Below are 22,016 nucleotides of genomic sequence, written 5' to 3'. Positions count from 1 at the left end.
CGTTGCCATCAGGCAACCGTCGATGCAGTGCGGTTGCCCCGTGGTGCGATCCGGGAGCGGACTATTCATTTCCGCCCGCGTGGTCGATGCTCAGCCAGCGCTGTGCGACGCCTATGCGACCGGGTAGTGCCGCGGCGTGTACACGATTGTCTGACCGTTTGCCCTGGTCACGGCCTTTGTCTGGGACGAGCCGACGATCAGCAGGCAGCGCATGTCGACGGTCGCCGGGTCCAGCTCGCCGAGCGTGGTGATCCGCACCGACTCGGCCGGGCCGCCGACGTCCCGCCCGACCACCACCGGGGTGGCCGCGTCGCGGTGCTCGAGCAGCACCTCGCGGGCCCGGACCAGCTGCTCCTTGCGGGTCTGCGAGGCCGGGTTGTAGATCGCGATGACCAGGTCCGCGGCGGCCGCGCCGGCCAGCCGGGTCTCGATGATCGACCACGGTTTCAGCCGGTCGGAGAGGGACATGACGCAGAAGTCGTGACCCAGCGGCGCGCCGGCGCGACTCGCCACCGCCTGGGCCGCGGTCAGACCCGGCACGATCCGGATCGGCACGTCCTTCCACTCCGGGTCGTCGGCGACCTCCAGCACGGCGGCGGCCATCGCGAACACGCCCGGGTCACCGGACGAGACCACCGCCACCCGCCGGCCCCGCCGCGCCAGATCCAGCGCGAACGCGGCCCGCTCGGCCTCGACCTTGTTGTCCGAGGCGTGCCGGACCTGCCGCGGGTCGACCGGCACCCGGTCCACGTAGGTCTGATAACCGACCACGTCGTCGGCCTCGGCCAGCGCCGCGCGCGCCTCCGGGGTGAGCCAGCCGGACGCGCCCGGGCCGAGCCCGATCACGGTCACCCCGCCGTCATGCGCCGGTGGCGGGGTGCCCTCGAGGTACGCCGTCGCCGCCGGACTGGGCAGCAGGGCCAGCGAGAAGTACGGCACAGTCGCCGGATCGATCTCGGACAACCGGCCGACCCGCTCGGCGGCCATCGTCGCGCGCTCCACGTAGAACGCGTCGTCCAGCCGCCCGGCCGCCGCCAGCGCCGACCGGACCCCCTCGAACGTCCGGCCCAGCTTCATCACGGCGGCCGAGTCGGTCGCCGCGAGCCGGCGGGCCAGCTCGTCCGGCGGCAGCGTGCCGGGCAGCACGGTGAGCACCTCGTCGCGCTCCATCAGCGGGCGGCCGAGCACCGCGGAGGCGGCGCTGACACTCGTGACGCCGGGGACGACAGTCGTCTCGTAGCGGTGCGCGAGCCGCTTGTGCATGTGCATGTAGGACCCGTAGAAGAACGGGTCGCCCTCGGCCAGCACCACCACGTCCCGGCCGGCGTCCAGATGCGCGGCGAGACGGGCCGCGGCCTGCTCGTAGAACTCGTCGATCGCGCCCTGATACCCGCCCGGATGGTCGGTGGTCTCGGTGGTCACCGGGTAGATCAGCGCCTCCTCGACCTGATCGTCCCGCAGGTAGCCGGCGGCGATCGCGCGGGCGTTGCTCCGCCCGTGCCGGGCCGCGTGGTAGGCCACCACGTCGGCGGCCGCGATCAGCCGGGCGGCCTTGACCGTGACCAGCTCCGGGTCGCCGGGGCCGAGCCCGACCCCGTAGAGCCGCCCGGCAACCACGTCGTTCGTCATAAGTCCTGGTTCGCTTTCCGGTTCTTCGTTCGGTCTCGGTGGCGCTTATTCGGTCTCGGTGGCGAGCGCGTTCACCGCGGCCGCCGTCATCGCGCTGCCGCCCCGCCGCCCGCGCACGATCAGGTACTCCAGGCCGGACTCGGCGAGCGCCTCCTTGGACTCCGCCGCCCCGATGAAGCCGACCGGGATGCCCAGCACGGCGGCCGGCCGCGGCGCCCCCGCCGCGATCATCTCCAGCAGCCGGAACAGGGCGGTCGGCGCGTTCCCGATGGCCACCACCGCGCCGCCGAGCCGATCGCCCCACAGGTCCATCGCCGCCGCGCTGCGGGTGTTGCCGATCCGGGCGGCGATCCCCGGCACGGACGGGTCGCGCAGCGTGCAGATCACCTCGTTGCCGGCCGGCAGCCGGGCGCGGGTCACCCCGGACGCGACCATCTCCGCGTCGCACAGGATCGGGGCGCCGCCGAGCAGCGCCTTCCGGGCCGCGGTCGCCACGCCCGGGCTGAACCGGACGTCGCGCACCAGGTCGACCATCCCGCAGGCGTGGATCATCCGGACCACGACGCGCGCCACGTCCTCGGGCAGACCGACGAGATCCGCTTCGGCCCGGATGGTGGCGAACGATCGTCGATAGATCTCCGCGCCGTTCCGTTCGTACTCCATCAGGCTCTCCTCGCCCCCGCCACCAGTTCCTCCAGCGCATGGTCGGTCCCGGACAGCACGCCGTTCCCGACCACCGCGCCGTCCGCCGCGCGCCGCGTCACCACATAACCCGCGCCGTTCGCCGCGCCCCGGCCCGCGCCTGCGTCGCTCGCCATGTCCTGGCCCGCGTCGCTCGCCGCTTCCTGGCCCGGGGCGGTTGCCTCGACCCGGACGTGGGGGCCCGACGGGCTTCCGCAGGCTCGGTCGCAACCGACCCAGTGCACCGGCAGCCCGTCCCCGAACCGGGTCGCCCTGTCGGCATCGGCACGCACGTCCGCCAGGGATTTCGCGCAGCCGGGCCGGCCGGCGCACGCGGTCACCCCGCTCCACCGCGAGGTAGCCGTCACCACCAGCCCGGCCGCGGCCATCCGGTCGGTCCAGGCCGCTGCCGCGCCCTCGGCCAGATCCGGCACCAGAACCCCACGCCAAGGCGTGACAACCAGACGCTCCGCGTCCTCCAAAACCTTCGCCTGTACGCCCTCGAGCCGCCCCAGCGGCACCAACGCCCCGGCAGCGAAGTGACCATTTCCGGTCACGACGCCGACCAGTGCTCCGGGCTCCACCACCTCGACCGCCGCCACGGCCGGCACGCCGACCGGCGTCACGCCCAGCGCCGCCGCCACCCGGGCCGAGACCCGCGCCGGCCCGTCAGCGAGCTCCCGCAGCCGCCACGCAGACCCGCCACGCTGCGCTGAAGGCTCGGGCTGCGCTGCCGGTTCGCGCTGTGCGGAGGGCGCGCGCTGTGGGGAGGGCTCGGGCTGTGCGGAGGGCTGCGGGGCGGGCTCGCGCTGCGCCGAGCGCTCGGCCAGGAACGCGTGCCCAGCCGTGACCAGCGCCTCGACCACCCGCTCGGCCGCCACCCGCAGGCCGGTGTCGTGGCCGCCGAACCGCAGGGCGAACTCACCGGAGAGGGCGACCGGGACCGCGGCGACGTCGGCGGCGAGGGGCACCTGGCCGATCCCGAAGAGGAACTTTCCCGGCAGGGCGGCCAGCTCCGGATCGGCGCAGATCGCCGCGTCCAGCTCGCCGACCCAGCGACGCAGGCGCGCGTCGGCCAGCGGGGGCGCGGCAATGTTCCGTACCGAATCGTGGGTGTGCGACGGCAGCAGCCCGGCGGCGCGCAAGCGACTCGCCAAGGTCTCCGCCCGGTCTTGCCGCAGGCCTCTGAGCTGCAGATTGGCCCGCGAGGTCAGCTCCAGGCGCCCGTCGCCGAACGCCTCGGCGAGCTCGCGCAGCGAGCGCAGCTGGGCCCCGCTCAGCAGACCGCCGGGCAGCCTGACCCGCGCCAGCAACCCGTCCGCCGCGGTGTGCAACCGCAGCGCGCCGGGGCAGGCGTCGGTGTCCGACTGCCGAAGGTGCGTCACGGCCCGGATACTACGGGCGGCCTCCGACCGGACCGCATCCTCGGGTCGGCAGCATCACAACTTCGTCAGCGGCGTCACACCGCTCGTCAGCGACGTCACACGCGACGGACTCAACCTCCCGAGGGGCGTCAGCGGCGTCACAGGCGACGGACTCAACCCCGTGGGGGGCGTCAGCGGCGTCACAGGCGATGGCACTCGGATCGCGGCCCGGCCGGGTCCGGGCGTCCAGTAGCGTGTGCCGGAACAAGTGAATGAGAGCGGCGACGCCGCGGAGGAAGCCGGTGCGAGTCCGGCGCGGTCCCGCCACTGTCACCGGATTCGGCCGGCGAGCCGAGCCCGGGAGCCAGGAACTCCGGTCGCCGTGCTTCGTCAACTACCCGGGGCGCGGACCCCGAGGGGGAGCGCACGCGTGTTTCTGCTGCTGTCGACGTCCGACACGGACCTGCTCAGCGCCCGGGCCAGCGGCTCGGCCTGGCGGCTCGCCAACCCGGCTCGCACCGGGGTCGACGACCTGCCGGCCCTGCTGTCCGGGGTCGAGCTGATCGTGGTCCGCATCCTCGGCGGCCGCCGGGCCTGGGAGGAGGGCCTGGACGCGCTGCTCGGCCAGGAGATCCCGGTGGTGGTCCTGGGCGGCGAGATGCTGCCGGACGCGGACCTGATGAAGCTCTCCTCGGTCCCGGCCGGCATCGCCGCGGACGCGCACCTCTACCTGGCGCAGGGCGGCGCGGAGAATCTCGCCGCGCTGCACGACTTCCTCTCCGACACCGTGCTGCTCACCGGCAACGGGTTCGCGCCGGCCACGGAGAGCCCGCAGTGGGGCATCCTGCCGCGCGCCGCGGCCGAGATCGCCGAGCCCGCCCCGAGCGTCGCGGTGCTCTATTACCGCGCGCACCACATGGCCGGCAACACCGCGTTCGTCGACGCGTTGTGCCAGGCCGTCGAGGCCAAGGGCGCCCGTGCGCTGCCCATTTTCACTGCCTCTTTGCGTACGGCGCCGGCCGACCTGCTCGCCGAGCTCCGCACGGCGGACGCCCTGGTCGTGACGGTGCTCGCGGCCGGCGGCACCCGTCCGGCCACGGCGAGCGCCGGCGGCGACGACGAGGCGTGGGACGTCGGCGTCCTGGCCGATCTGGACGTCCCGATCCTGCAGGGCCTGTGCCTGACCAGCTCGCGCGCCACCTGGGAGGCGAGCGCCGACGGCCTGTCCCCGCTGGACGCGGCGACCCAGGTGGCGATCCCGGAGTTCGACGGGCGGATCATCACGGTCCCGTTCTCGTTCAAGGAGATCGACCCCGACGGCCTGTCGGTGTACGTGGCGGACCCCGAGCGCGCCGCCCGGGTCGCCGGGATCGCGACCGCCCACGCGCGTCTGCGGCACATCCCGCCCGCTTCCCGCCGCGTGGCGCTGATGCTCTCGGCCTACCCGACCAAGCACGCGCGGATCGGCAACGCGGTCGGCCTGGACACGCCCGCCTCGACGGTCGCCCTGCTGGCCGCGTTGAAGGAGCGTGGCTACCAGGTCGGTTCCTTCGCCGACTACGACGGCGACAGCCTGATCCACACCCTGATCGCGGCCGGCGGGCAGGACCCGGACTGGCTGACCGAGGAGCAGCTGGCCGCCAACCCGGTGCGGATCGCGGGCGCCCGCTACGAGAACTGGTTCGCGACCCTTCCCGAGGATTTCCGGGAGAGCGTCGTCCAGCACTGGGGCCCGCCGCCCGGCGAGCTGTACACCGACAACGGCGACATCGTGCTCGCCGCGCTGCGGGACGAGAACATCGTCGTGATGGTGCAGCCGCCGCGTGGTTTCGGGGCCAACCCGGTCGCCATCTACCACGACCCGGACCTGCCGCCGAGCCATCACTACCTGGCCGCCTACCGCTGGGTCGCCGACGAGTTCGGCGCGCACGCCGTGGTGCACGTGGGCAAGCACGGCAACCTGGAGTGGCTGCCCGGCAAGAACGTGGGCATGTCCGCCTCGGACGGCACCGACGCGGCCCTCGGCGACCTGCCGCTGATCTACCCGTTCCTGGTCAACGACCCGGGCGAGGGGACGCAGGCGAAGCGCCGGGCGCACGCCACGCTGGTCGACCACCTGATCCCGCCGATGGCCCGGGCCGAGTCCTACGGCGACATCGCCCGCCTGGAGCAGCTGCTCGACGAGCACGCCAACATCGCGGCGCTGGACCCGGCGAAGCTGCCGGCCATCCGGGCGCAGATCTGGACCCTGATCCAGGCCGCGAAGATGGACCACGACCTGGGGCTCTCCGACCGGCCCGACGACGAGCAGTTCGACGACTTCATCATGCACATCGACGGCTGGCTGTGCGAGGTCAAGGACGTGCAGATCCGGGACGGGCTGCACGTGCTGGGCGCGGCGCCGACCGGCGAGGCCCGGGTGAACCTGGTGCTGGCGATGCTCCGGGCCCGGCAGATGTGGGCCGGTCAGGTCGCCGCGCTCCCGGGTCTGCGGGAGGCGCTGGGCCTGGCCGAGGATGCTTCCACGGCCGAGACCGACGCGATCGAGGCCGAGGCGCGCGCGTTGATCATCGCGATGGAAGAGGCCGGCTGGCCGTCCGATGTGTCGGAAATCTCGGACAATGACGACGTGCGGCGGGTGCTGGAGTTCGCCGCGACCGAGGTCGTGCCCCGGCTCGCCCGGACCACCGACGAGCTGACCAACGTGCTGCACGCGCTGGACGGCGGCTACGTCCCGGCCGGCCCCAGCGGCTCCCCGCTGCGCGGCCTGATCAACGTGCTGCCGACCGGGCGCAACTTCTACTCGGTCGACCCGAAGGCCATCCCCAGCAGCCTGGCCTGGGAGACCGGCCAGGCAATGGCCGACTCCCTGCTGGCCCGCTACCGCAAGGACTACGGAGAGTGGCCGAAATCGGTCGGCCTCTCCGCGTGGGGGACCAGCGCGATGCGGACCGCCGGCGACGACATCGCCGAGATCCTGGCGCTGATCGGGGTCCGCCCGGTCTGGGACCCGGCGTCCCGGCGGGTCACCGGCCTGGAGCCGATCACGCGCGAGGAGCTCGACCGCCCGCGGATCGACGTGACGGTCCGCATCTCCGGCTTCTTCCGGGACGCGTTCCCGCATGTCGTGGCGATGCTCGACGACGCGTTCACGCTGGTCGCGGCGCTCGACGAGCCGGACAACTACGTCCGCGAGCACGCGCTGCGCGACCAGGGCGAGCACGGTGACTGGCGGCGCGCCACCATGCGGATCTTCGGGTCCCGGCCCGGGGCGTACGGCGCGGGAATTCTGCCTTTGCTCGACAGCCGGAACTGGCGCGACGACGCCGACCTGGCCGAGGTGTACGCGGTGTGGGGCGGCTTCGCCTACGGGCGGGACCTGGACGGGGTGCCGGCCCGCGCGGACATGGAGAACGCGTACCGGCGGATGGACATCGCGGCGAAGAACATCGACACCCGCGAGCACGACATCATGGACTCGGACGACTACTTCCAGTACCACGGCGGCATGATCGCCACGGTGCGGGCGCTGACCGGGAAGGCGCCGGCCGCGTACATCGGTGATTCCACCAACCCGGACGCGACGCGGACCCGCAGCCTGACCGAGGAGACCGCGCGGATCTTCCGCGCCCGGGTGGTCAACCCGCGCTGGATCGCCGCGATGCGCCGGCACGGCTACAAGGGCGCCTTCGAACTGGCCGCGACGGTCGACTACCTCTTCGGGTACGACGCGACCGCCGGTGTCGTCACCGACTGGATGTACGAGCAGGTCGCCGCGACCTACGCGCTGGACGCGGAGAACCAGGAGTTCATGAAGCGGTCGAACCCGTGGGCGCTGCACGGCATCACCGAGCGCCTGCTGGAGGCGGCCGAGCGCAAGCTCTGGGACTCCCCGTCGCCGGACACCCTGACCGCGCTCCAGCAGCTCTACCTCGAGACCGAGGGCGATCTGGAGGATGGTCCGGCTTAGCCCCAGCTCATCGGGGCCTGCTGCTTGGTGGTCACGTTGATCCGGTTGAAGAAGTTGCTGGTGGCGATCCACAGCACGATCGCCCCCAGCTGCTCCTCGGTGAAGTGCTTCGCGGCCTCGTCCCAGATCGGGTCCGGCACCGGGTCGGGGCGGTCGGCGAGCCGGGTCGCGTACTCGGCCAGGGCGAGCGCGGCCCGTTCCGGGTCGGTGAAGTACGGCGTCTCGCGCCACACCGGCACCGCGAACAGCCGGTCGTCGGTCTCGCCGGCCTTGCGCAGGCTCTTCGCGCCCGCGTCGACACACGGGCCGCAGCCGTTGATCTGGCTGGCCCGCAGGTGTACCAACTCCAGCACGGCGCTCGGCACCCCGGCCGAGTGCGCCGACTTGTAGAGCAGGTTGACCGCCTTGACCACATCGTCCTGCGGACCGGTCGCGGCGGTGAGGCGTGCTCCCATGATCGTCTCCTGTCACATCCGTCGGTGTTGCTCCGTCGGGCATGTGACGCGCCGAATCGCGCGGATGTGACAGGGGGACGCGATGAGTGACGAACTTCTGGTCGCCGAGTTCGAGGCGAACCGGGCCCGGCTGCGCGCGCTGGCGCACCGGATGCTGGGCTCGGCCGCCGAGGCGGACGACGCGGTGCAGGAGACCTGGCTGCGGCTGAGCCGGACCGGCGGCGAGTCGGTCGACAACCTGCCCGCCTGGCTGACCACCGTGATCGGCCGGGTCTGCCTGGACATGCTGCGCTCCCGGGCGGCCCGGCGCGAGGACCCGCCGGTTCCCGCCGAGGACCCGGCGGCCGCCGACCCGGAACGGGAGGCGCTGCTGGCCGACTCGGTCGGGGCGGCGCTGCTGGTCGTGCTGGACACCCTGACGCCCGCCGAGCGCCTCGCGTTCGTGCTGCACGACCTGTTCGCGGTCGCCTTCGACGAGATCGCCGTGGTGGTGGGGCGCAGCCCGGCCGCCGCGCGGCAGCTCGCCAGCCGGGCCCGGCGCCGGGTGCACGGCGGCTCGCCGGCGGGCGCGGCCGACTTCGCCCGGCAGCGGCAGATCGTCGACGCGTTCCTGACCGCGGCGCGTGGTGGTGACGTCGCCGGGCTGCTCGAACTGCTCGACCCGGACGTCGTGCTGCGGATGGACGAGGCCGGGGCGCGGCTCGGCGCCGGGTCCGGGGCGGAGCGGGCGGCGCGGTTCTTCGCCGGGCGGGCCACGGGCGCGATGCCGGCGACGATCGACGGGACGGCCGGCGCGGTGGTGCACACGCCGTTCGGGACCACGATCGCGCTCTGCTTCACGGTCGCCGGCGACCGGATCATCGCCATCGACGCGATCACCGACCCGGCCGACTCGCTCACCATCGAGCTGCTCAACTAGCCACCCCGGCTGGTGCTCACGGCTGTTCCGGGCGGGTCGGGCAGCCGAGGCCGCGAGGCGCGCCGCCCTCCGGCCCCGGCCCTGGCTTCGGCTCCGGCCCCGGCCCTGGTTCCGGCTCTGGCTCCGGCGCTTGGTCCCGGCTCCGGCTCCGGCCGGTGCTTTGCCGGCTAGTCGGGGCGGCGGCGGAGCAGGTAGGTGTCCATGATCCAGCCGTGCTGGTCGCGGGCGGCGGCGCGGGTCGCGACGATCTCGTCGGCCACGTCCTCGACCCGGCCCGAGGCGAGCAACTCGTCCTCGGTGCCGAGGTAGGCACCCCAGTAGATGTCCGCGTCCGGGTACCGGGTGAACGCCTGCTGGGCGTCGAGCATCACCACCACGTCGTCGACACCGTCCGGCCACTCCTCGGCCAGGCGGCGCCCGGTGGTGATCTGGAACGGACTGCCGACCCGGTTCAGCCCGATCCGGTGCTTCGCGGCGAGTGCGGACACGCTGCTGATGCCGGGGATGACCTCGTACTCGAAGGTGGTCGCCCCTCGTTCGAGGATCTCCTCCAGGATCGCGATCGTCGAGTCGTAGAGCGCCGGATCGCCCCAGACCAGGAACGCGCCGATCTGGTCGTCCTTCAGGTTCTCGCTGATCAGGTCCTCGATCACCTGGGAGCGCCGGGTCCGCCAGTCCGCGATCGTGCCGGTGTAGTCGGCCGGGGTGCGGTCCCGCTCCGGGTCGCGGCCCTCGACCATCCGCCGGCTCGGGCCCGAGTAGGCCCGGATGATCCGCTCCCGCAGGTCGATCAGGCTCTGCTTGGTCTCGCCCTTGTCCAGCAGGAAGAACACGTTGGTCCGGCCGATCGCCTTGGCCGCCTGCAGGGTCAGATGGTCCGGGTCGCCAGCACCGATCCCGATCACGTAGATCTTCCGCACCCCCTGAGTCTGCCGCACCGCCCCCGCCCGGCCATGAGCGGCACCGGCCCGCGCCGAGCGCCCAAGTCCAGCGCGCGGCGAAGCGGCTGCGGCGAGCGGCCCAAAGCCGGGGCGCGGGGAAAGCGGCGTCGGGGTGAAGGTCAGTCCGGCAGGATCGGGACCGAGGGGTGCATCTCGCGCCCCAGCATGTCGGCCCGGCGCAGCGCGAGCGCCCCGAACCGATCCCGCACCCGATCGACCGCCGCGTCCAGCCCGTCCTGCCGGGGCGGCTCGAACGGAAGCTCCATCTGCACGGCCCCGTCCCCGTCCAGATTGCTGACCGCGACACCGACCAGGGTCAGCCCTCGCTGCTCGATCAGCGGCCGCGCCTCCCGCAGCAGCTCGACCGAGGTCCGCAGGACCGCCCCGGTCCGCATCGTCGCCTTCACCAGGCTGCGGGAGCGGGTCACCCGCTCGAAGTCGTCGAACCGCAGCCGCAACGTCACCGTCCGCCCGGCCCGGTGCGCCCCGCGCATCCGGTGCGTGACCCGGTCGACCAGCGCCGCGAGCACCGCCTCCACCTCGTCGAACGACCGCTGCCCGCGACCCAGCGCGCACTGCGCCCCGATCGACCCGCGCCGCCCGCCGGTCGTCACCCGGCGCGGGTCGTGGTTGTGCGCGAGCGCGTGCAGGTGCCGCCCGGCGTGCGCGCCGAGCATCGCGACCAGGGCGGCCTCGCCGACCCGGGCGACGTGCCCGACCGTGCGGATCTGCCGCTCGCGGAGCCGGGCCGCGGTTTTCGGGCCGACGCCCCAGAGTTTCTCCACCGGCAGCGGGTGCAGGAACGCCAGCTCGCCGCCGGGCGGGACGACCAGCAGCCCGTCCGGCTTGCCGGCGCCGCTGGCCACCTTGGCCAGGAACTTGGTGCCGGCCACGCCGACGGTGATCGGCAGCCCGGTCCGGGAGCGCACCTCGGCGCGGAGCCGGCGGGCGATCTCCTCGGCTGTCCCGCTGATCCGGCGCAGGCCGTCCACCTCGAGGAACGCCTCGTCGATGGAGATCGGCTCGACGATCGGCGTGGTGTCGTGGAACACCGCGAAGACCGCCTTGCTGGCGGCCGAGTAGGCCGCCATCCGCGGCGGGACCACCACGGCGTGCGGGCAGAGTGCGCGGGCCTGGGACAGGCTCATCGGAGTCCGCACGCCGAAGGCCTTCGCCTCGTAGGAGGCGGCCAGCACCACCCCGCCGCCGACCAGGACCGGCCGGCCGCGCAGCGCGGGGTCGTCGCGCTGCTCGACCGACGCGTAGAACGAGTCCAGGTCGGCATGCAGGATCACGCCGCCGAGTCTAGTACATATGTTCGATGAAGTGCGGGCCCGGACCGGCGATCTGTGGAAAACGTCCTGGTGGGGCGTTGCTCCGTCCGTACCCAATAGGCGGTTTGGTGTTGAGCTCCCGAAGGGAGCTGTGCCGAGGGCGAGACCGGGGTGCTCCACGCGTGAAAGCCGAGGGGGCAAGGTTTTTGGGCCTCGGGTGGTATCCGCGATCACATTCCGGGCGGGAATCGCGAAGCGGGAATCCCGGTTTTCTAGAGTTGAGTCACCCACGCTCAAGTAAGGAACGAGGAACCACCCATGTTGCTCAGCACCCCGACCGTACGCGACCTCGAGCGCCTCACCGCCCGGGTCGTCGAGAGCTCGACCCGGACCGCGGGCGCGCGCCTCGATGCGTATCGGGAGAACGACACCTTCTTCATCGACATCGACCTGCCCGGCGTGGACGCGGCGTCGATCGACATCACCGTCGACGGCAAGGTGCTGAAGGTCCGCGCGCAGCGTACCCGCGCCGAGGGCGAGGACGTCCGCTACGTGATCGCCGAGCGCCCGGTGGGCGTGTTCAGCCGGCAGGTCCAGCTCTCCGACAAGCTGGACACCGACCGGCTGGAGGCCCGGTACGACAAGGGCGTGCTCACGCTCAGCATCCCGGTCCTGGAGGAGCGCAAGCCCCGCAAGATCGAGGTCGCCGCGGCCGTCTAGTGGTCGAACTGGATCCAGTTGATGTTCATGAACTCGCTGTCGTCCGTCGCGGTGAATGTGAGGTAGACGGTGTGCGTCCCGGTCACCGGGGTCAGCGCCGCCACGTCGGTCCGCCAGGTCTGCCACCCGCCGGTGTTGCTCACCGAGAGCTCACCGACCGGGTCGGCGTCCGGGGCGTCCAGCCGGACCTGCACCCGGCCGGACACCCCGGCGGCGGACGCGACCCGGAACTTGGCCTTGGTCGCCGGCACGTCACCGAAGACGAAGTTGTCGAACCGCAGGTGGTCGCCGCGGTTGATCCAGCCGACGTTCTGCCCGCCGCCCTGGTCCTCGGTGTCCTGCGCCTGGATGCCGGTCAGCTCGTTGGCCGACTCGGCCTGCAGCACCTGGTACTTGACCGGGGTCGGGGGCGGCGTGGTCGGGGCCGCCTCGGTCGGCGCCGGGGCCGACGACGGGACCTCGGACGGCGCCGCGGACTGCTCGGCGGCCGCGGCCGAGGCCGAGGACGGCGTGTCCTGCCAGCGGCCGATGCCGTAGCCGGCCAGCAGCAGGGCGAGACCCGCCAGGGCGATCAATGCCCGGTTCCGGTTCTTCCAGGAACGGGTGCGGTAGACGGTCGGAGTTCGCTGATCCACCCGGCAAGGGTAGTCAGCCGTTTTCCCCCGGGGCCAGGGCCTCGATCATCTCGGCCCCCAACTCGCTCGCGAGCTGCGGATCCGCGTCCGGGCCGCCGATCCGCGGATCCCAGTTCGGCTCGTAGAACAGCTCGGTCGCGCCGGCTTCCGCGTAGCGTCGCGCGCCGGCCCGGATGTCCGCCCACGAGCCGGACAGCGGGACCGCCGGATCCCGGTCGCCCGGCTGCGTGACGGCGCGGACCACGATCCGTACGTCGTCCGGATTCTTCCCGGCGGTGGCCGCTGCCGCCCGGAACACCCGCGCACCGTGCTCGATGTCCGCCAGGCTCGCGCGGCTGCTGCTCACCCAGCCGGCGGTCAGCCGCCCGGCCCGCCGCAGCGCGACCTCCGCGGTCCCGCCGAGCAGGATCGGCGGCCCGCCGGCCTGCGCCGGGAGCGGTCGCATCCGGCTCGGTGGCACCCGGTAGAAGTCCCCGGCGAACTCGGCCTCGCCGTCGGCGAACAGGGTCCGCAGCGCCGCGAGGTACTCCTCGGTCCGGCGGCCGCGCGGCTTCGGGTCGGACCCGGTGGCCACGAACTCCGGCTCCGACCAGCCGGTGCCCAGCCCCAGGTCGAACCGGCCGCCGGTGAGCCGGTCCAGCGTGCCGACCTGTTTCGCCAGGTAGGCCGGGGCCACGTAGGGCAGGTTGAGCACCGAGACGCCCAGCCGGATCCGGGACGTGGCCGCGCCGGCCCAGGTCAGCGCGACGATCGGGTCGAGCACGCTCTGATAGATCGGCGCCAGGTCCTGATCGCGGCCGACGAGCAGCCGCTGGAACGCCCACAGCCCGTGATAGCCCAGCTCCTCGGCCCGGCGGGCGATCGACGTCAGGACCTCCGGGCGCGCCCAGGCGCCGGAGACCGGGCAACCGAAACTGATCAGCATGGAATCAGGCTAGTTGCTGCCGGTAGGTTGGGCCGGGTGACCACACTTGCCGATGCCTGGGAGCTGAGCCGGGCCGAGACCGGCCTGGCCATCGTCTCCACCGCGCGGGCCGACCACACCGTTCAGTCCAGCCTGGTCAACACCGGACTGATCGATCATCCGGAGGGTGGCGAGCGGGTGCTGGCCTTCGTCACCTACGGCCCGGTCAAGCTCCGCAACCTGCGGGAGCGGCCGGACCTGGCGGTGGCGTTCCGCAGCGGCTGGCGCTACGCGACCGTCGAGGGCCGCGCCCAACTGGCCGGCCCGCACGACCCGCAGCCGTGGCTCGACCCGGAGCGCCTGCGCCTGCTGCTCCGCGAGATCTTCACCGCCGCCGGTGGGACCCACGACGACTGGGACGGGTACGACCGCGCGATGGTCGCCGAGGGACGGACCGCGGTGCTGATCCGGCCCACCCGCGTCTATCCGTGATCCGGCTGGTCGCGCTCGGCTCGGCGGCCGGGTGTGTGCTGCTGGCGTTCGGCGTCCGGCTGCTGACCGGCAGCCCGTTGCTCAGCAGTGGGCTGGTCGAGCAGGCCAGCGGCACCGCGCTGTACGCCGCCGGGGTCTTCTGCGGGGTGCTCGTGCTGTGGCCGCGGCTGGCCGTCCGGTGGGTGGCGCTGCTCGCCGCGGGCTGGTGCTGGGCGGTCGAGTTCCTGCAGCTCACCGGCGTGCCCGCGGAGCTTTCGGCGCGCAGTGTGGTGGCTCGGCTGGTGCTCGGCGTGAGCTTCGACCCGGCGGATCTGGGCTGGTACCTGGTCGGCGTCGCGGTTGCCGCTGCGTTTCTGGGCCGGCTTCGCCGTACCAAAGGGGCAGTGCACAACCGCGACGCCGCCGGGACCGCGAGTTACCCGGCGGAGGTCTCCATCGCGGTGTCCGCGCCTTCCAAGAAGAGCCGGCCGGCGTCGGCGGCCGGCACCGGCCGGGAGAAGTAGTAGCCCTGGGCGAACCCGCAGCCCATCTCCCGCAGCGCCGCCAGCTGCCCGAACTCCTCGATGCCCTCGGCCACCGTGGCCATCCCGAGGCTCTTGCCGAGCCGGACGATGGTGTCGGTCAGCGCGGTGTCCCCGTCCCCGGCCAGGATGCCGAGGCGCTCGACGAACGACCGGTCGATCTTGAGCGTGTCGACCGGGAAGCGCCGCAGGTAGGCGAGTGACGAGTAACCCGTGCCGAAGTCGTCGATGGCCAGCGTGAGGCCGAGCGCCTTGAGCCGGACCAGCTGCTCCAGGTTGGCCTCGGTGTCGGTCATCAGCACCGACTCGGTCATCTCCAGGCAGAGCTGGTCGGCCGGCATGCCGGTCTCGGCGAGCACGGCCAGCACGGTCTCGGTGAAGTCGGACTGGTCGAACTGGCGGACCGAGACGTTGACCGACATCTTCAGCGGACGGCCGCCGGCCGCGTTGCTCCACTCGACCGCCTGGCGGCACGCCTCGTGCAGGACCCAGCGGCCGAGCGGCACGATCAGGCCGGTCGCCTCGGCCAGCGGGATGAAGTCCAGCGGGTTGATCATGCCGCGGGTCGGGTGCATCCAGCGGACCAGGGCCTCGAAGCCGACCACCTGGCTGGTGTCCAGGTCGACGGTGGGCTGGTAGTGCAGGCGCAGGTCGCCGTGCTCCAGCGCGGCGCGCAGGTCGTTCTCCAGCTCCAGGCGCTCCAGCAGGCCGTCCCGCATCTGCGTGCGGTAGCTGGTGAAGGCGCTGCCGCCGGCCGCCTTGGCGTGGTGCATGGCCAGGTCGGCGTTGCGCAGCAGCTGCTCGGCGCGGTCCTCGTCCTCCTCGTCCAGCAGCGCGGCCTGGGCCAGGCCGATGCTCGCCCGGACGTGGATGCTCCGGGCGCCGACCTCGACCGGGAGGTCCAGGTCGTCCAGGATGCGGCGGGCCACGAACTCGGCCTCCTCGCCGGCCGCCGCCTCGATCAGCACGGCGAACTCGTCGGCGCCGAACCGGGCGACCAGGTCCTCGCCCCGCACACAGCCCTTGATCCGGTCGGCGATCTGCACCAGCAGCTGGTCGCCGGCCAGGTGGCCGAGGCTGTCGTTGACCCGCTTGAAGCCGTCCAGGTCCAGGTGCAGCACGGTCAGGTCGGTGGTCCGCGCCAGCGCGGCGGCGGTCCGCTCGCGGAACAGCGCCCGGTTCGCGAGCTGGGTCAGCGAGTCGTGGTACGCCTCGTGGACCAGCTGCTCCTGCAGCTCCTTGCGCTCGCTGATGTCCCGGGTGTTCAGCACGAAGCCGCCCACGTGCGGGTCCTCGACCAGGTTCGTGACGATCATCTCGGACGGGCGCTGCCGGCCGTCCTGGTGGGTGTGGACGACCTCGAGCGTGACCGAGGCGTACGGCCGGACCGCGACCTGCCGCATCGCCTGGGCCAGCCGGATCGTCACCTCGGGGGCGAGCAGCTCGGTGTAGTGCCGCCCGACGAACACCTCGGACGGGTAGCCGAACACCCGCAGCATCGACTCGCTCTGGAAGGTCACCACGCCGTTCGCGTCGATCACCGTGACGACGTCCGAGCTGTGCCGGATCAGCGCGTGGAACTGCTGCTCCCGGGCGTAGAGCTCGGCCGTCCGGCGCTCCACCCGGTCCTCCAGGGTGCGGGTCAGGTCCCGGTTCTCCAGGAGCGTGAGCACCTGGCGCCCGATCAGCAGCAGGATCAGCACCGAGCGGGTCCACGCGACGAACGGCGTGCTGTGCCCGGTCACCAGGTGGAACATCGCGCTGACGACCAGGGCGGCGCCGACCGCGACGTACGGCAGCATCACCGCGCCCATCCGCATCCGCTGCCCGAACTCGCTCTTCAGCGGCTCGGCGTCCTTCGGCCGGGCGGCCCCGATGATGATCATGCAGAAGCCGAGGATCCAGCCGAGATCGACGATCGAACCGGACTGGTAGTCGTGGACCATGCCGAGGTACGCGTAGCCGATGTCCGAGATCGCGAAGCCGGCCACCCCGATGCCGAAGAACATCAGGTCCGCCGAGCAGCGGAACAGCGCCCGCCGCTGCGGCAGCATGAACCCGATCATGGTGACCATCACGATGTCACCGAGCGGGTAGAGGAGGGTCAGGTAGAAGCCGATCCCCGCGTCGTTCGTGTCGATCCGCGGATCGACCACGAGCACCCAGCTGACCAGCACGAGTGAGGCGGCCACCAGCATCCCGTCGAGGACGCTGCGGGCCCGGTTGGCCAGCGGCTGCGACGTGCTCGGCAGGATCAGCAGACCCAGCGGGATGAGCAGCATCATGCCGAGGTAGCCGGCGTCGGCCCAGGACGGGACCGGCAGGTCACCGCCGTGCGGGTAGTACTGCGCGAGGGTGTACGCCTGACCGGCGCCCCAGCTCAGCACGCCGGCGCCGAGGACCGCCCAGCCCCAGCGGTGCCGGCCGGAGTAGCGGCGGCTACGCCACAGGCAGGTGCCGGCCGCCGCGATCGGAAGGGCGGTCAGCGCCCAGGTGGAGATGTCGTTAGCGATGTCGGGACCGCCTACCTCTGCGCCGATCAGTACGGCGAGAACGGTGAGAACCGAAGCGACGGCGATGCAGACCCGGAGCCAACGGCGAATGTCCACCGGTCCCTCCGCGTTGTCGATAGTCATCTCGACGCCTCCGCCCTCGGATTGTGATCGAACGGGACATCGGGCCGCGGAGTGCCGGTATTAGGAAGCGGGCGGGTGCAATGCGGTTACACCAGGCCGTCCTCGTAGGCGACGATCACCAGCTGGACCCGGTCCCGGACGCCCAGCTTGGCGATCGAGCGGGTGATGTGGGTCTTCGCGGTCAGCGGGCTGATCACCAGTTCGGCCGCGATCTCGTTGTTCGACAGGCCGGTGGCGACCAGCCTCACCACCTCGCGCTCGCGGTCGGTGAGCACGGCCGGCCGGTCCCGCTTCGGGGTGGCCGGGACCGGGCGGTGCGCGAACTGGCCGACCACCCGGCGGGTGACGCTCGGGGACAGCAGGGCGTCGCCGGCGGCCACCACCCGGACCGCCGTGCGCAGGCCCTCGGGGTCGATCTCCTTGGTGAGGAAGCCGCTGGCGCCGGCCGCGAGCGCGGCGAAGACGTACTCGTCGGTCTCGAAGGTGGTCAGGATGACGACCCGCGGCGCCGGGTTCTCGGCCAGGATCGCCCGGGTGGCGGCGATGCCGTCGAGGCCCGGCATGCGGATGTCCATCAGGATGACGTCCGGGCGCAGGGCGCGGGCGGTGCGGACGGCCTCGTCGCCGGTCGAGGCCTCGCCGACCACCTCGATGTCCTTGGCGCGGCGCAGCAGGCTGCGGAACCCGGCCCGGACCAGTTGCTGGTCGTCGGCGAGAAGCACGGTGATCGGCATGTGACTTCCTTCAGTCATTCCTTCATCGGGATGCTTGCCCGTACCGAGAAGCCGTTCCGCCCCGGGCCGGCGGTGAGCGCCCCGCCCAGCGCGGCCACCCGCTCGCGCATCCCGGTGATGCCGTGCCCGTCGGTGACCGGTCCGGTTTCGTGCCCGTCGTCCTGGATGTCGACCAGCACCCCACCCGGCGAATACCGGATCGTGATGATCGCGTGCGTCGCCGCGGAATGCCGGACCACGTTCGTCAGCGCCTCCTGCACCACCCGGTAGACCGCGGTGGCCACCGGCGCCGGCACCTCCACCGGATCGCCGAACTCGTTCACGGTCACCGGCAGCCCCGCCGCACGCACCCGATCGGCCAGCCGCTGCACGCTCGCCAGACTCGGCACCTCACCCTCGCGCAGGACGCCGACCAGCGACTTCAGGTCGGTCATCGCCCCGCCGCGGACCTGCTGGGCGAGCCGCAGCGACGCCCGGGCCTCCTCCGGGTCCTCGTCGAACGCGTCCAGCGCCACGTTCAGGTGCACGCCCACCACGGCGAGCGTGTGCGAGACGACGTCGTGCAGGTCACGGGCGATCTCCACGCGCTCCTCGGCGCGCCGGCGGCGGCTCTCCAACTCCCGCTCGTGCGCCTCCCGGGCCAGCCGCCGGCCGAGCTCGTCCCGCCAGCGGGCGGTGTTCCGGTAGGCGACCGACCCGGCCAGCACGGCGGCCAGCCACAGCCCCTCACCGCCGACGTGGGCGAACACCCATTCGGTCTTCCCGGACACCACGAACTGGTCCCAGAACGCCCCGGTCGTCAGCGCCAGCACACAGGTGATCACCGCGGTGCGCAGGCGGCCGGCGAGCACGGTCAGGACCAGCGCGGCGGTGGCCGGCCAGACCCAGCCGGAATCGGTCAGATAGGCCATCCGCCAGGCGGTCACGGTCAGCACCGACAGGATCAGCACCAGCCGCGGCCGGCGCCGGGCGGCGAGCACCAGCCCGGCCAGGAAGATCGCGAGTGAGACGGTCATCACTATTGTCGCGTTGCCGTCAGTGGCGGCCAGTCCGGCGGGGACACCGACGAGTGTCGCGGCCGCGGCGAGATAGATGAAGTTCATGCTCAGGACGCTAGGAGCCGGACCCGCTCCGGCGCGTCGTCCGGCCGTCGTCACCCGCATGGACGCCTCCCGCGTACGAGCTACACCATTCGATGTATCAGGTCCCGCTGGTTAAGGTAATCGAGTGACCGCCGCGGAACTGCTCGCCGCCTCCGGCCGCTTCCCGATCGCGCCCGGCCTGACCGATAACGAACTCACCGACGTCGAAGCCGAGTTCGGCTTCACCTTCGCCCCCGACCATCGCGAGTTCCTCGCGGCTGGGCTGCCCGGCGGCATCGGCTGGCCGGATTGGCGCGGTCGCGACCGCTCCGCGCTGCGCGCTTCGCTGACCGCGCCGGTGGAGGGCGTGCTGTTCGACGTGGCTGAAAACGATTTTTGGTACGACGGGTGGGGGGCGCCCTTCGGCGACCGGGTCGGGACGGCCCGCGCCGGGTTGATGATCGCGCCTCGGATGGTGCCGCTGTACGCGCACCGGTATCTGCCGGCGGCGATTCCGGGGCATCCGGTGTTGTCGATCTATCAGACGGATGTGCTCTGTTACGGGGTTGATCTGTCGGACTGGCTGAACCGGGAGTTCGGGCTGGGTGAGCCGGCCAGCCGGCGGGTGCGTCCGACTGTTCCGTTCTGGAGCGCCCTGGTCTCCTGACCCGGCCCGCCCCACTCGCTTGCCCGCCTGCCTGGCCTGCCCCGCTTGCTTAGCCTGCCCCGCTTGCTTAGCCCGCCCGCTTGCTTGGCTTGCCCCGTTTGCTTGGCTTGCCCCGCTTGCTTGGCTCGCTTGCGCTCAGCTCTCGGCGTCCCGCTTGGCCTTGGCTCGGCGTTTTCCCTCGTGCATGGCCTGAACCCGGGCCACCGGAATGGTGTGCCCCTCCGCGATCAGCCCGGAGTCGAGTTCCTGAGCCGCCGGCATGGCCGCAGCCCACGGATCCTCGTCCCCGATGATCTCCAACGCGCTCCGGATCGTGAAGTCCGCCGGAGTCACGTCATCCAGCTCGTCCCAGGCGACCGGAAACGACACCGGCACCCCGGGCCTGATCCGCGGACTGTAGGCGGCCGCCACGGTCGCCCCACCCGCCCGGGTCGCGTCCAGGAACACCTTGCCGTGCCGATCCTCCCGGATGAACGCGGTCGTAGCCAGCTCCGGATCGATCCGCTCGGCCCGAGCCGCGACCGCCCGCTGCGCGGCAGCCACGTCCTCCGGCGCCGGATCCCCCTTGAGCGGAACGAAGACGTGCACCCCTTTGGATCCGCTGGTCTTCACCGCCCCGCTCATCCCCACCCCGGCGAGCGCCTGCCGAACCAGCCGAGCAGCCCGCACCGCAAGCCGGAACCCGCCACCCTCCGGCGGATCCAAATCCATGATCAGATGCGTCTGCCGATGCGGAGTCTCCGCGAGAGCCAGAGCCGGGTGGTACTCCACGGCCCGCTGATTCCCGAACCAGAGCAGCGTCCGCCGATCGTTCCCCAGCGCATAGGTCACCTCGCGGTGCGAGGCCTCCGCCCACACGTTCGTCCTCGGCACCCAGTCCGGCGTGTACTTGGGCAGGTTCTTCTGCATGAACTGCTCCTGCCCGCGCAGAACCCGAATCACCGACAGCGGCCGATCGCGAATCACCGCCACCAGCCGCTCAGCCATCACATCGAGGTAGTCGACGAGCTCACGCTTGGTAGCCCCGGCCCCCGGAAAGAGCTCCTGATCCAAATTGGTCAGCGGCACCCCGTCCCGCTCCTCCTTGGCCACCCCTTTGGCCCGCCCGCTTCTAGCCCGCCCACCCCCATCGACGGCGTCCGGCTGAGCCTTGCCACCCACAGCTTCCAACTGCCCATCCCCGCCATCCCCGCCCGGCCGAGCTGTTCCCCGCTCGGCTGCCGGCTGCCCGCCACCGTCGGTCCCGCCTGGCTGGGCTGTTTGCCGTTCGGCTGTCGGCTGCTCGCCGCCGTCGGTCCCGCCCGGATGAGCCTTTCGGCGCCGGCCCTTCGGCTGTGTGTCGCTGCGGTCCTCGGCCATGCCGTCCATCATCCACCGGGACAGCGCGTATCGCCGCCACTGCGCTCGACACATTGCGACACCCGCGGCGTAGGCACAACCGCCGCCGGCTTGGCGATCGCCCCGGTCTCCTGCAGCCCCTTGACCGCCACCAGTCCACCAAGAACCAGCCCACCGAGCGCCAGCACCGCACACACCCCGGCGTAGATGCTCTGCTTCCCCCGAGCCCCGATCACAGCCGCCCCAAGAGGCGCCGCCACCAGCACAAACGCACACCCCAGCAAAAACCACCCACCCCGAACCGGATGCGCCGCCGCCACCTCCCCGAACGTGAGCAGATCCCGCATCCCGAGCAGAAAAAGCCCCGCCGACCCGACCACCCAAATCCCGAGCAGCCCCGACATCCGCCGCACGGTGACGTCCCGCCCCCACTCGGCAGTCTCAGCCATCGATGTCACGCCGCCACCCTAATCGCCACCACTGACCCGCCACGCCGGCCCGCCACGCCGGCCCGTCATGCCGGCCCGTCACGCCGGCCCGTCACACCCGCCGACACCGGTGCGTCACCCACGGCACCCGGGCTTGGTTGGCTGCCCCGCGCCACTCGACAATCTCGAAGCCGAGCCGAGCCGAGCCGAGCCGAGCCGAGCCGAGCCGGCTAGGTTCGGCCCGCGAACCGTTCGGCGAGGTCGCGATACCGGGCGGCTGCCTGCGCGGCGTCGTTCGCGGAGACGTCCAGCCCGGGCGTGAGCTGCGCTCCAGGCGACATCCGAAACAAGCTCTCCAGCTGGTCCGCGAACCGCCGGTGCTGCTCGCTCGCATACTCCCGGCAAGGCAGACAGGTCACCCGCTCCGGCAACGGCGACGTCATGGCGAACGCCACCCGCCGCCCACAGCCGGTCTCCACCTGGGCCGGCAGATCCGCCACCAGCCCGAACATGGACGCCAGCAGATTCCGGACATCCTTACCCGCCCGAACGAGATTCACCTCGACGTGCACATGGGGATCCCAGCCATCGCTCACGGTTGGAAGTTTGTCACCACCAAAAGATCA

The 22,016-nt window shown here is 72.2% G+C and carries 20 protein-coding genes and 1 riboswitch; of the genes, 6 read left to right on the top strand and 14 right to left on the bottom strand.

What is annotated here, in order from left to right:
* Positions 1 to 111 precede the first annotated feature (111 nt).
* The 3 genes from L3i22_RS45585 to L3i22_RS45575 are packed head-to-tail and all read right to left on the bottom strand — an operon-like array spanning position 112 to position 3,695.
* Positions 112 to 1,629: a precorrin-2 C(20)-methyltransferase gene (locus tag L3i22_RS45585; protein WP_221323643.1), complete on the bottom strand. Its 1,518-nt coding sequence runs from the start codon at positions 1,627 to 1,629 to the stop codon at positions 112 to 114.
* Positions 1,630 to 1,674: 45 nt separating this feature from the next.
* On the bottom strand, positions 1,675 to 2,295 hold the full coding sequence (locus L3i22_RS45580; RefSeq protein WP_370644577.1) for a precorrin-8X methylmutase: 621 nt from the start codon (positions 2,293 to 2,295) through the stop codon (positions 1,675 to 1,677).
* Positions 2,292 to 3,695, bottom strand: coding sequence for a precorrin-3B synthase (locus L3i22_RS45575; protein ID WP_221323641.1), 1,404 nt, complete (start codon positions 3,693 to 3,695; stop codon positions 2,292 to 2,294). Before L3i22_RS45575 ends, L3i22_RS45580 begins: the two co-directional genes overlap by 4 nt.
* Positions 3,696 to 3,966: 271 nt before the next feature.
* Positions 3,967 to 4,048: riboswitch (cobalamin riboswitch) on the top strand.
* Between the two features lie 56 nt (positions 4,049 to 4,104).
* Here L3i22_RS45575 and cobN point away from each other — a divergent pair.
* The gene (cobN, locus tag L3i22_RS45570) at positions 4,105 to 7,644 is read left to right on the top strand and encodes a cobaltochelatase subunit CobN (RefSeq protein WP_221323640.1); all 3,540 of its coding nucleotides are present in this window, start codon (positions 4,105 to 4,107) and stop codon (positions 7,642 to 7,644) included.
* Here the strand turns inward: cobN and L3i22_RS45565 are convergent.
* Positions 7,641 to 8,099: a carboxymuconolactone decarboxylase family protein gene (locus L3i22_RS45565; RefSeq protein ID WP_221323639.1), complete on the bottom strand. Its 459-nt coding sequence runs from the start codon at positions 8,097 to 8,099 to the stop codon at positions 7,641 to 7,643. The two genes, cobN and L3i22_RS45565, sit on opposite strands and share 4 nt — an antisense overlap.
* A gap of 82 nt (positions 8,100 to 8,181) precedes the next feature.
* Here L3i22_RS45565 and L3i22_RS45560 point away from each other — a divergent pair, with 82 nt between their 5' ends.
* Positions 8,182 to 9,018, top strand: a complete 837-nt coding sequence (locus tag L3i22_RS45560; RefSeq protein ID WP_221323638.1) for a sigma-70 family RNA polymerase sigma factor — start codon at positions 8,182 to 8,184, stop codon at positions 9,016 to 9,018.
* Between the two features lie 167 nt (positions 9,019 to 9,185).
* Here the strand turns inward: L3i22_RS45560 and cobF are convergent, their stop codons facing one another.
* Both cobF and dinB read right to left on the bottom strand, forming a co-directional pair.
* The gene (gene cobF / locus L3i22_RS45555; protein ID WP_221323637.1) at positions 9,186 to 9,938 is read right to left on the bottom strand and encodes a precorrin-6A synthase (deacetylating); all 753 of its coding nucleotides are present in this window, start codon (positions 9,936 to 9,938) and stop codon (positions 9,186 to 9,188) included.
* A 140-nt stretch (positions 9,939 to 10,078) separates the two neighbouring features.
* Positions 10,079 to 11,254 carry a DNA polymerase IV gene (gene dinB / locus L3i22_RS45550; protein ID WP_221323636.1) on the bottom strand — a complete coding sequence of 392 codons (1,176 nt, stop codon included), beginning with the start codon at positions 11,252 to 11,254 and terminating at the stop codon, positions 10,079 to 10,081.
* A 297-nt stretch (positions 11,255 to 11,551) separates the two neighbouring features.
* On the opposite strand from dinB, the gene L3i22_RS45545 reads away from it, so the two are divergent.
* Positions 11,552 to 11,953 carry an Hsp20/alpha crystallin family protein gene (locus L3i22_RS45545; protein ID WP_221323635.1) on the top strand — a complete coding sequence of 134 codons (402 nt, stop codon included), beginning with the start codon at positions 11,552 to 11,554 and terminating at the stop codon, positions 11,951 to 11,953.
* Here the strand turns inward: L3i22_RS45545 and L3i22_RS45540 are convergent.
* On the bottom strand, positions 11,950 to 12,588 hold the full coding sequence (locus L3i22_RS45540) for a carbohydrate-binding protein (RefSeq protein ID WP_221323634.1): 639 nt from the start codon (positions 12,586 to 12,588) through the stop codon (positions 11,950 to 11,952). The two genes, L3i22_RS45545 and L3i22_RS45540, sit on opposite strands and share 4 nt — an antisense overlap.
* A gap of 13 nt (positions 12,589 to 12,601) precedes the next feature.
* Positions 12,602 to 13,513 carry a TIGR03619 family F420-dependent LLM class oxidoreductase gene (locus tag L3i22_RS45535; protein WP_221323633.1) on the bottom strand — a complete coding sequence of 304 codons (912 nt, stop codon included), beginning with the start codon at positions 13,511 to 13,513 and terminating at the stop codon, positions 12,602 to 12,604.
* Between the two features lie 36 nt (positions 13,514 to 13,549).
* Here L3i22_RS45535 and L3i22_RS45530 point away from each other — a divergent pair, with 36 nt between their 5' ends.
* Together L3i22_RS45530 and L3i22_RS45525 are read left to right on the top strand one after the other, a co-directional pair.
* The gene (locus tag L3i22_RS45530) at positions 13,550 to 13,984 is read left to right on the top strand and encodes a TIGR03618 family F420-dependent PPOX class oxidoreductase (RefSeq protein WP_221323632.1); all 435 of its coding nucleotides are present in this window, start codon (positions 13,550 to 13,552) and stop codon (positions 13,982 to 13,984) included.
* A complete protein-coding gene (locus L3i22_RS45525; protein WP_221323631.1) occupies positions 13,981 to 14,487 on the top strand; it encodes a DUF2809 domain-containing protein in 507 nt (168 codons plus the stop codon). Before L3i22_RS45530 ends, L3i22_RS45525 begins: the two co-directional genes overlap by 4 nt.
* Here L3i22_RS45525 and L3i22_RS45520 read toward each other — a convergent pair.
* From L3i22_RS45520 to L3i22_RS45510, 3 genes are all read right to left on the bottom strand, one after another.
* On the bottom strand, positions 14,400 to 17,114 hold the full coding sequence (locus L3i22_RS45520) for a bifunctional diguanylate cyclase/phosphodiesterase (RefSeq protein ID WP_255657643.1): 2,715 nt from the start codon (positions 17,112 to 17,114) through the stop codon (positions 14,400 to 14,402). The two genes, L3i22_RS45525 and L3i22_RS45520, sit on opposite strands and share 88 nt — an antisense overlap.
* Positions 17,115 to 17,227: 113 nt before the next feature.
* Positions 17,228 to 17,875: a response regulator transcription factor gene (locus L3i22_RS45515; protein ID WP_221323629.1), complete on the bottom strand. Its 648-nt coding sequence runs from the start codon at positions 17,873 to 17,875 to the stop codon at positions 17,228 to 17,230.
* Positions 17,876 to 17,889: 14 nt separating this feature from the next.
* Positions 17,890 to 18,978, bottom strand: a complete 1,089-nt coding sequence (locus L3i22_RS45510; RefSeq protein ID WP_255657642.1) for a sensor histidine kinase — start codon at positions 18,976 to 18,978, stop codon at positions 17,890 to 17,892.
* Positions 18,979 to 19,102: 124 nt separating this feature from the next.
* On the opposite strand from L3i22_RS45510, the gene L3i22_RS45505 reads away from it, so the two are divergent.
* Positions 19,103 to 19,624: an SMI1/KNR4 family protein gene (locus L3i22_RS45505; RefSeq protein ID WP_221323627.1), complete on the top strand. Its 522-nt coding sequence runs from the start codon at positions 19,103 to 19,105 to the stop codon at positions 19,622 to 19,624.
* A 135-nt stretch (positions 19,625 to 19,759) separates the two neighbouring features.
* Here the strand turns inward: L3i22_RS45505 and L3i22_RS45500 are convergent, their stop codons facing one another.
* The 3 genes from L3i22_RS45500 to L3i22_RS45490 all read right to left on the bottom strand — a co-directional run bounded on the left by L3i22_RS45500 (position 19,760) and on the right by L3i22_RS45490 (position 21,986).
* Positions 19,760 to 20,716, bottom strand: coding sequence for a DNA polymerase domain-containing protein (locus L3i22_RS45500; protein WP_221330465.1), 957 nt, complete (start codon positions 20,714 to 20,716; stop codon positions 19,760 to 19,762).
* Positions 20,717 to 20,991: 275 nt separating this feature from the next.
* On the bottom strand, positions 20,992 to 21,420 hold the full coding sequence (locus L3i22_RS45495) for a hypothetical protein (RefSeq protein ID WP_221323626.1): 429 nt from the start codon (positions 21,418 to 21,420) through the stop codon (positions 20,992 to 20,994).
* Positions 21,421 to 21,620: 200 nt separating this feature from the next.
* Positions 21,621 to 21,986: a hypothetical protein gene (locus L3i22_RS45490; protein WP_221323625.1), complete on the bottom strand. Its 366-nt coding sequence runs from the start codon at positions 21,984 to 21,986 to the stop codon at positions 21,621 to 21,623.
* Between the last annotated feature and the right edge of the window lie 30 nt (positions 21,987 to 22,016).

It is taken from the genome of Actinoplanes sp. L3-i22 (assembly GCF_019704555.1).
GTDB lineage: Bacteria > Actinomycetota > Actinomycetes > Mycobacteriales > Micromonosporaceae > Actinoplanes.
This window is presented reverse-complemented; position numbering and strand designations above follow the sequence as displayed.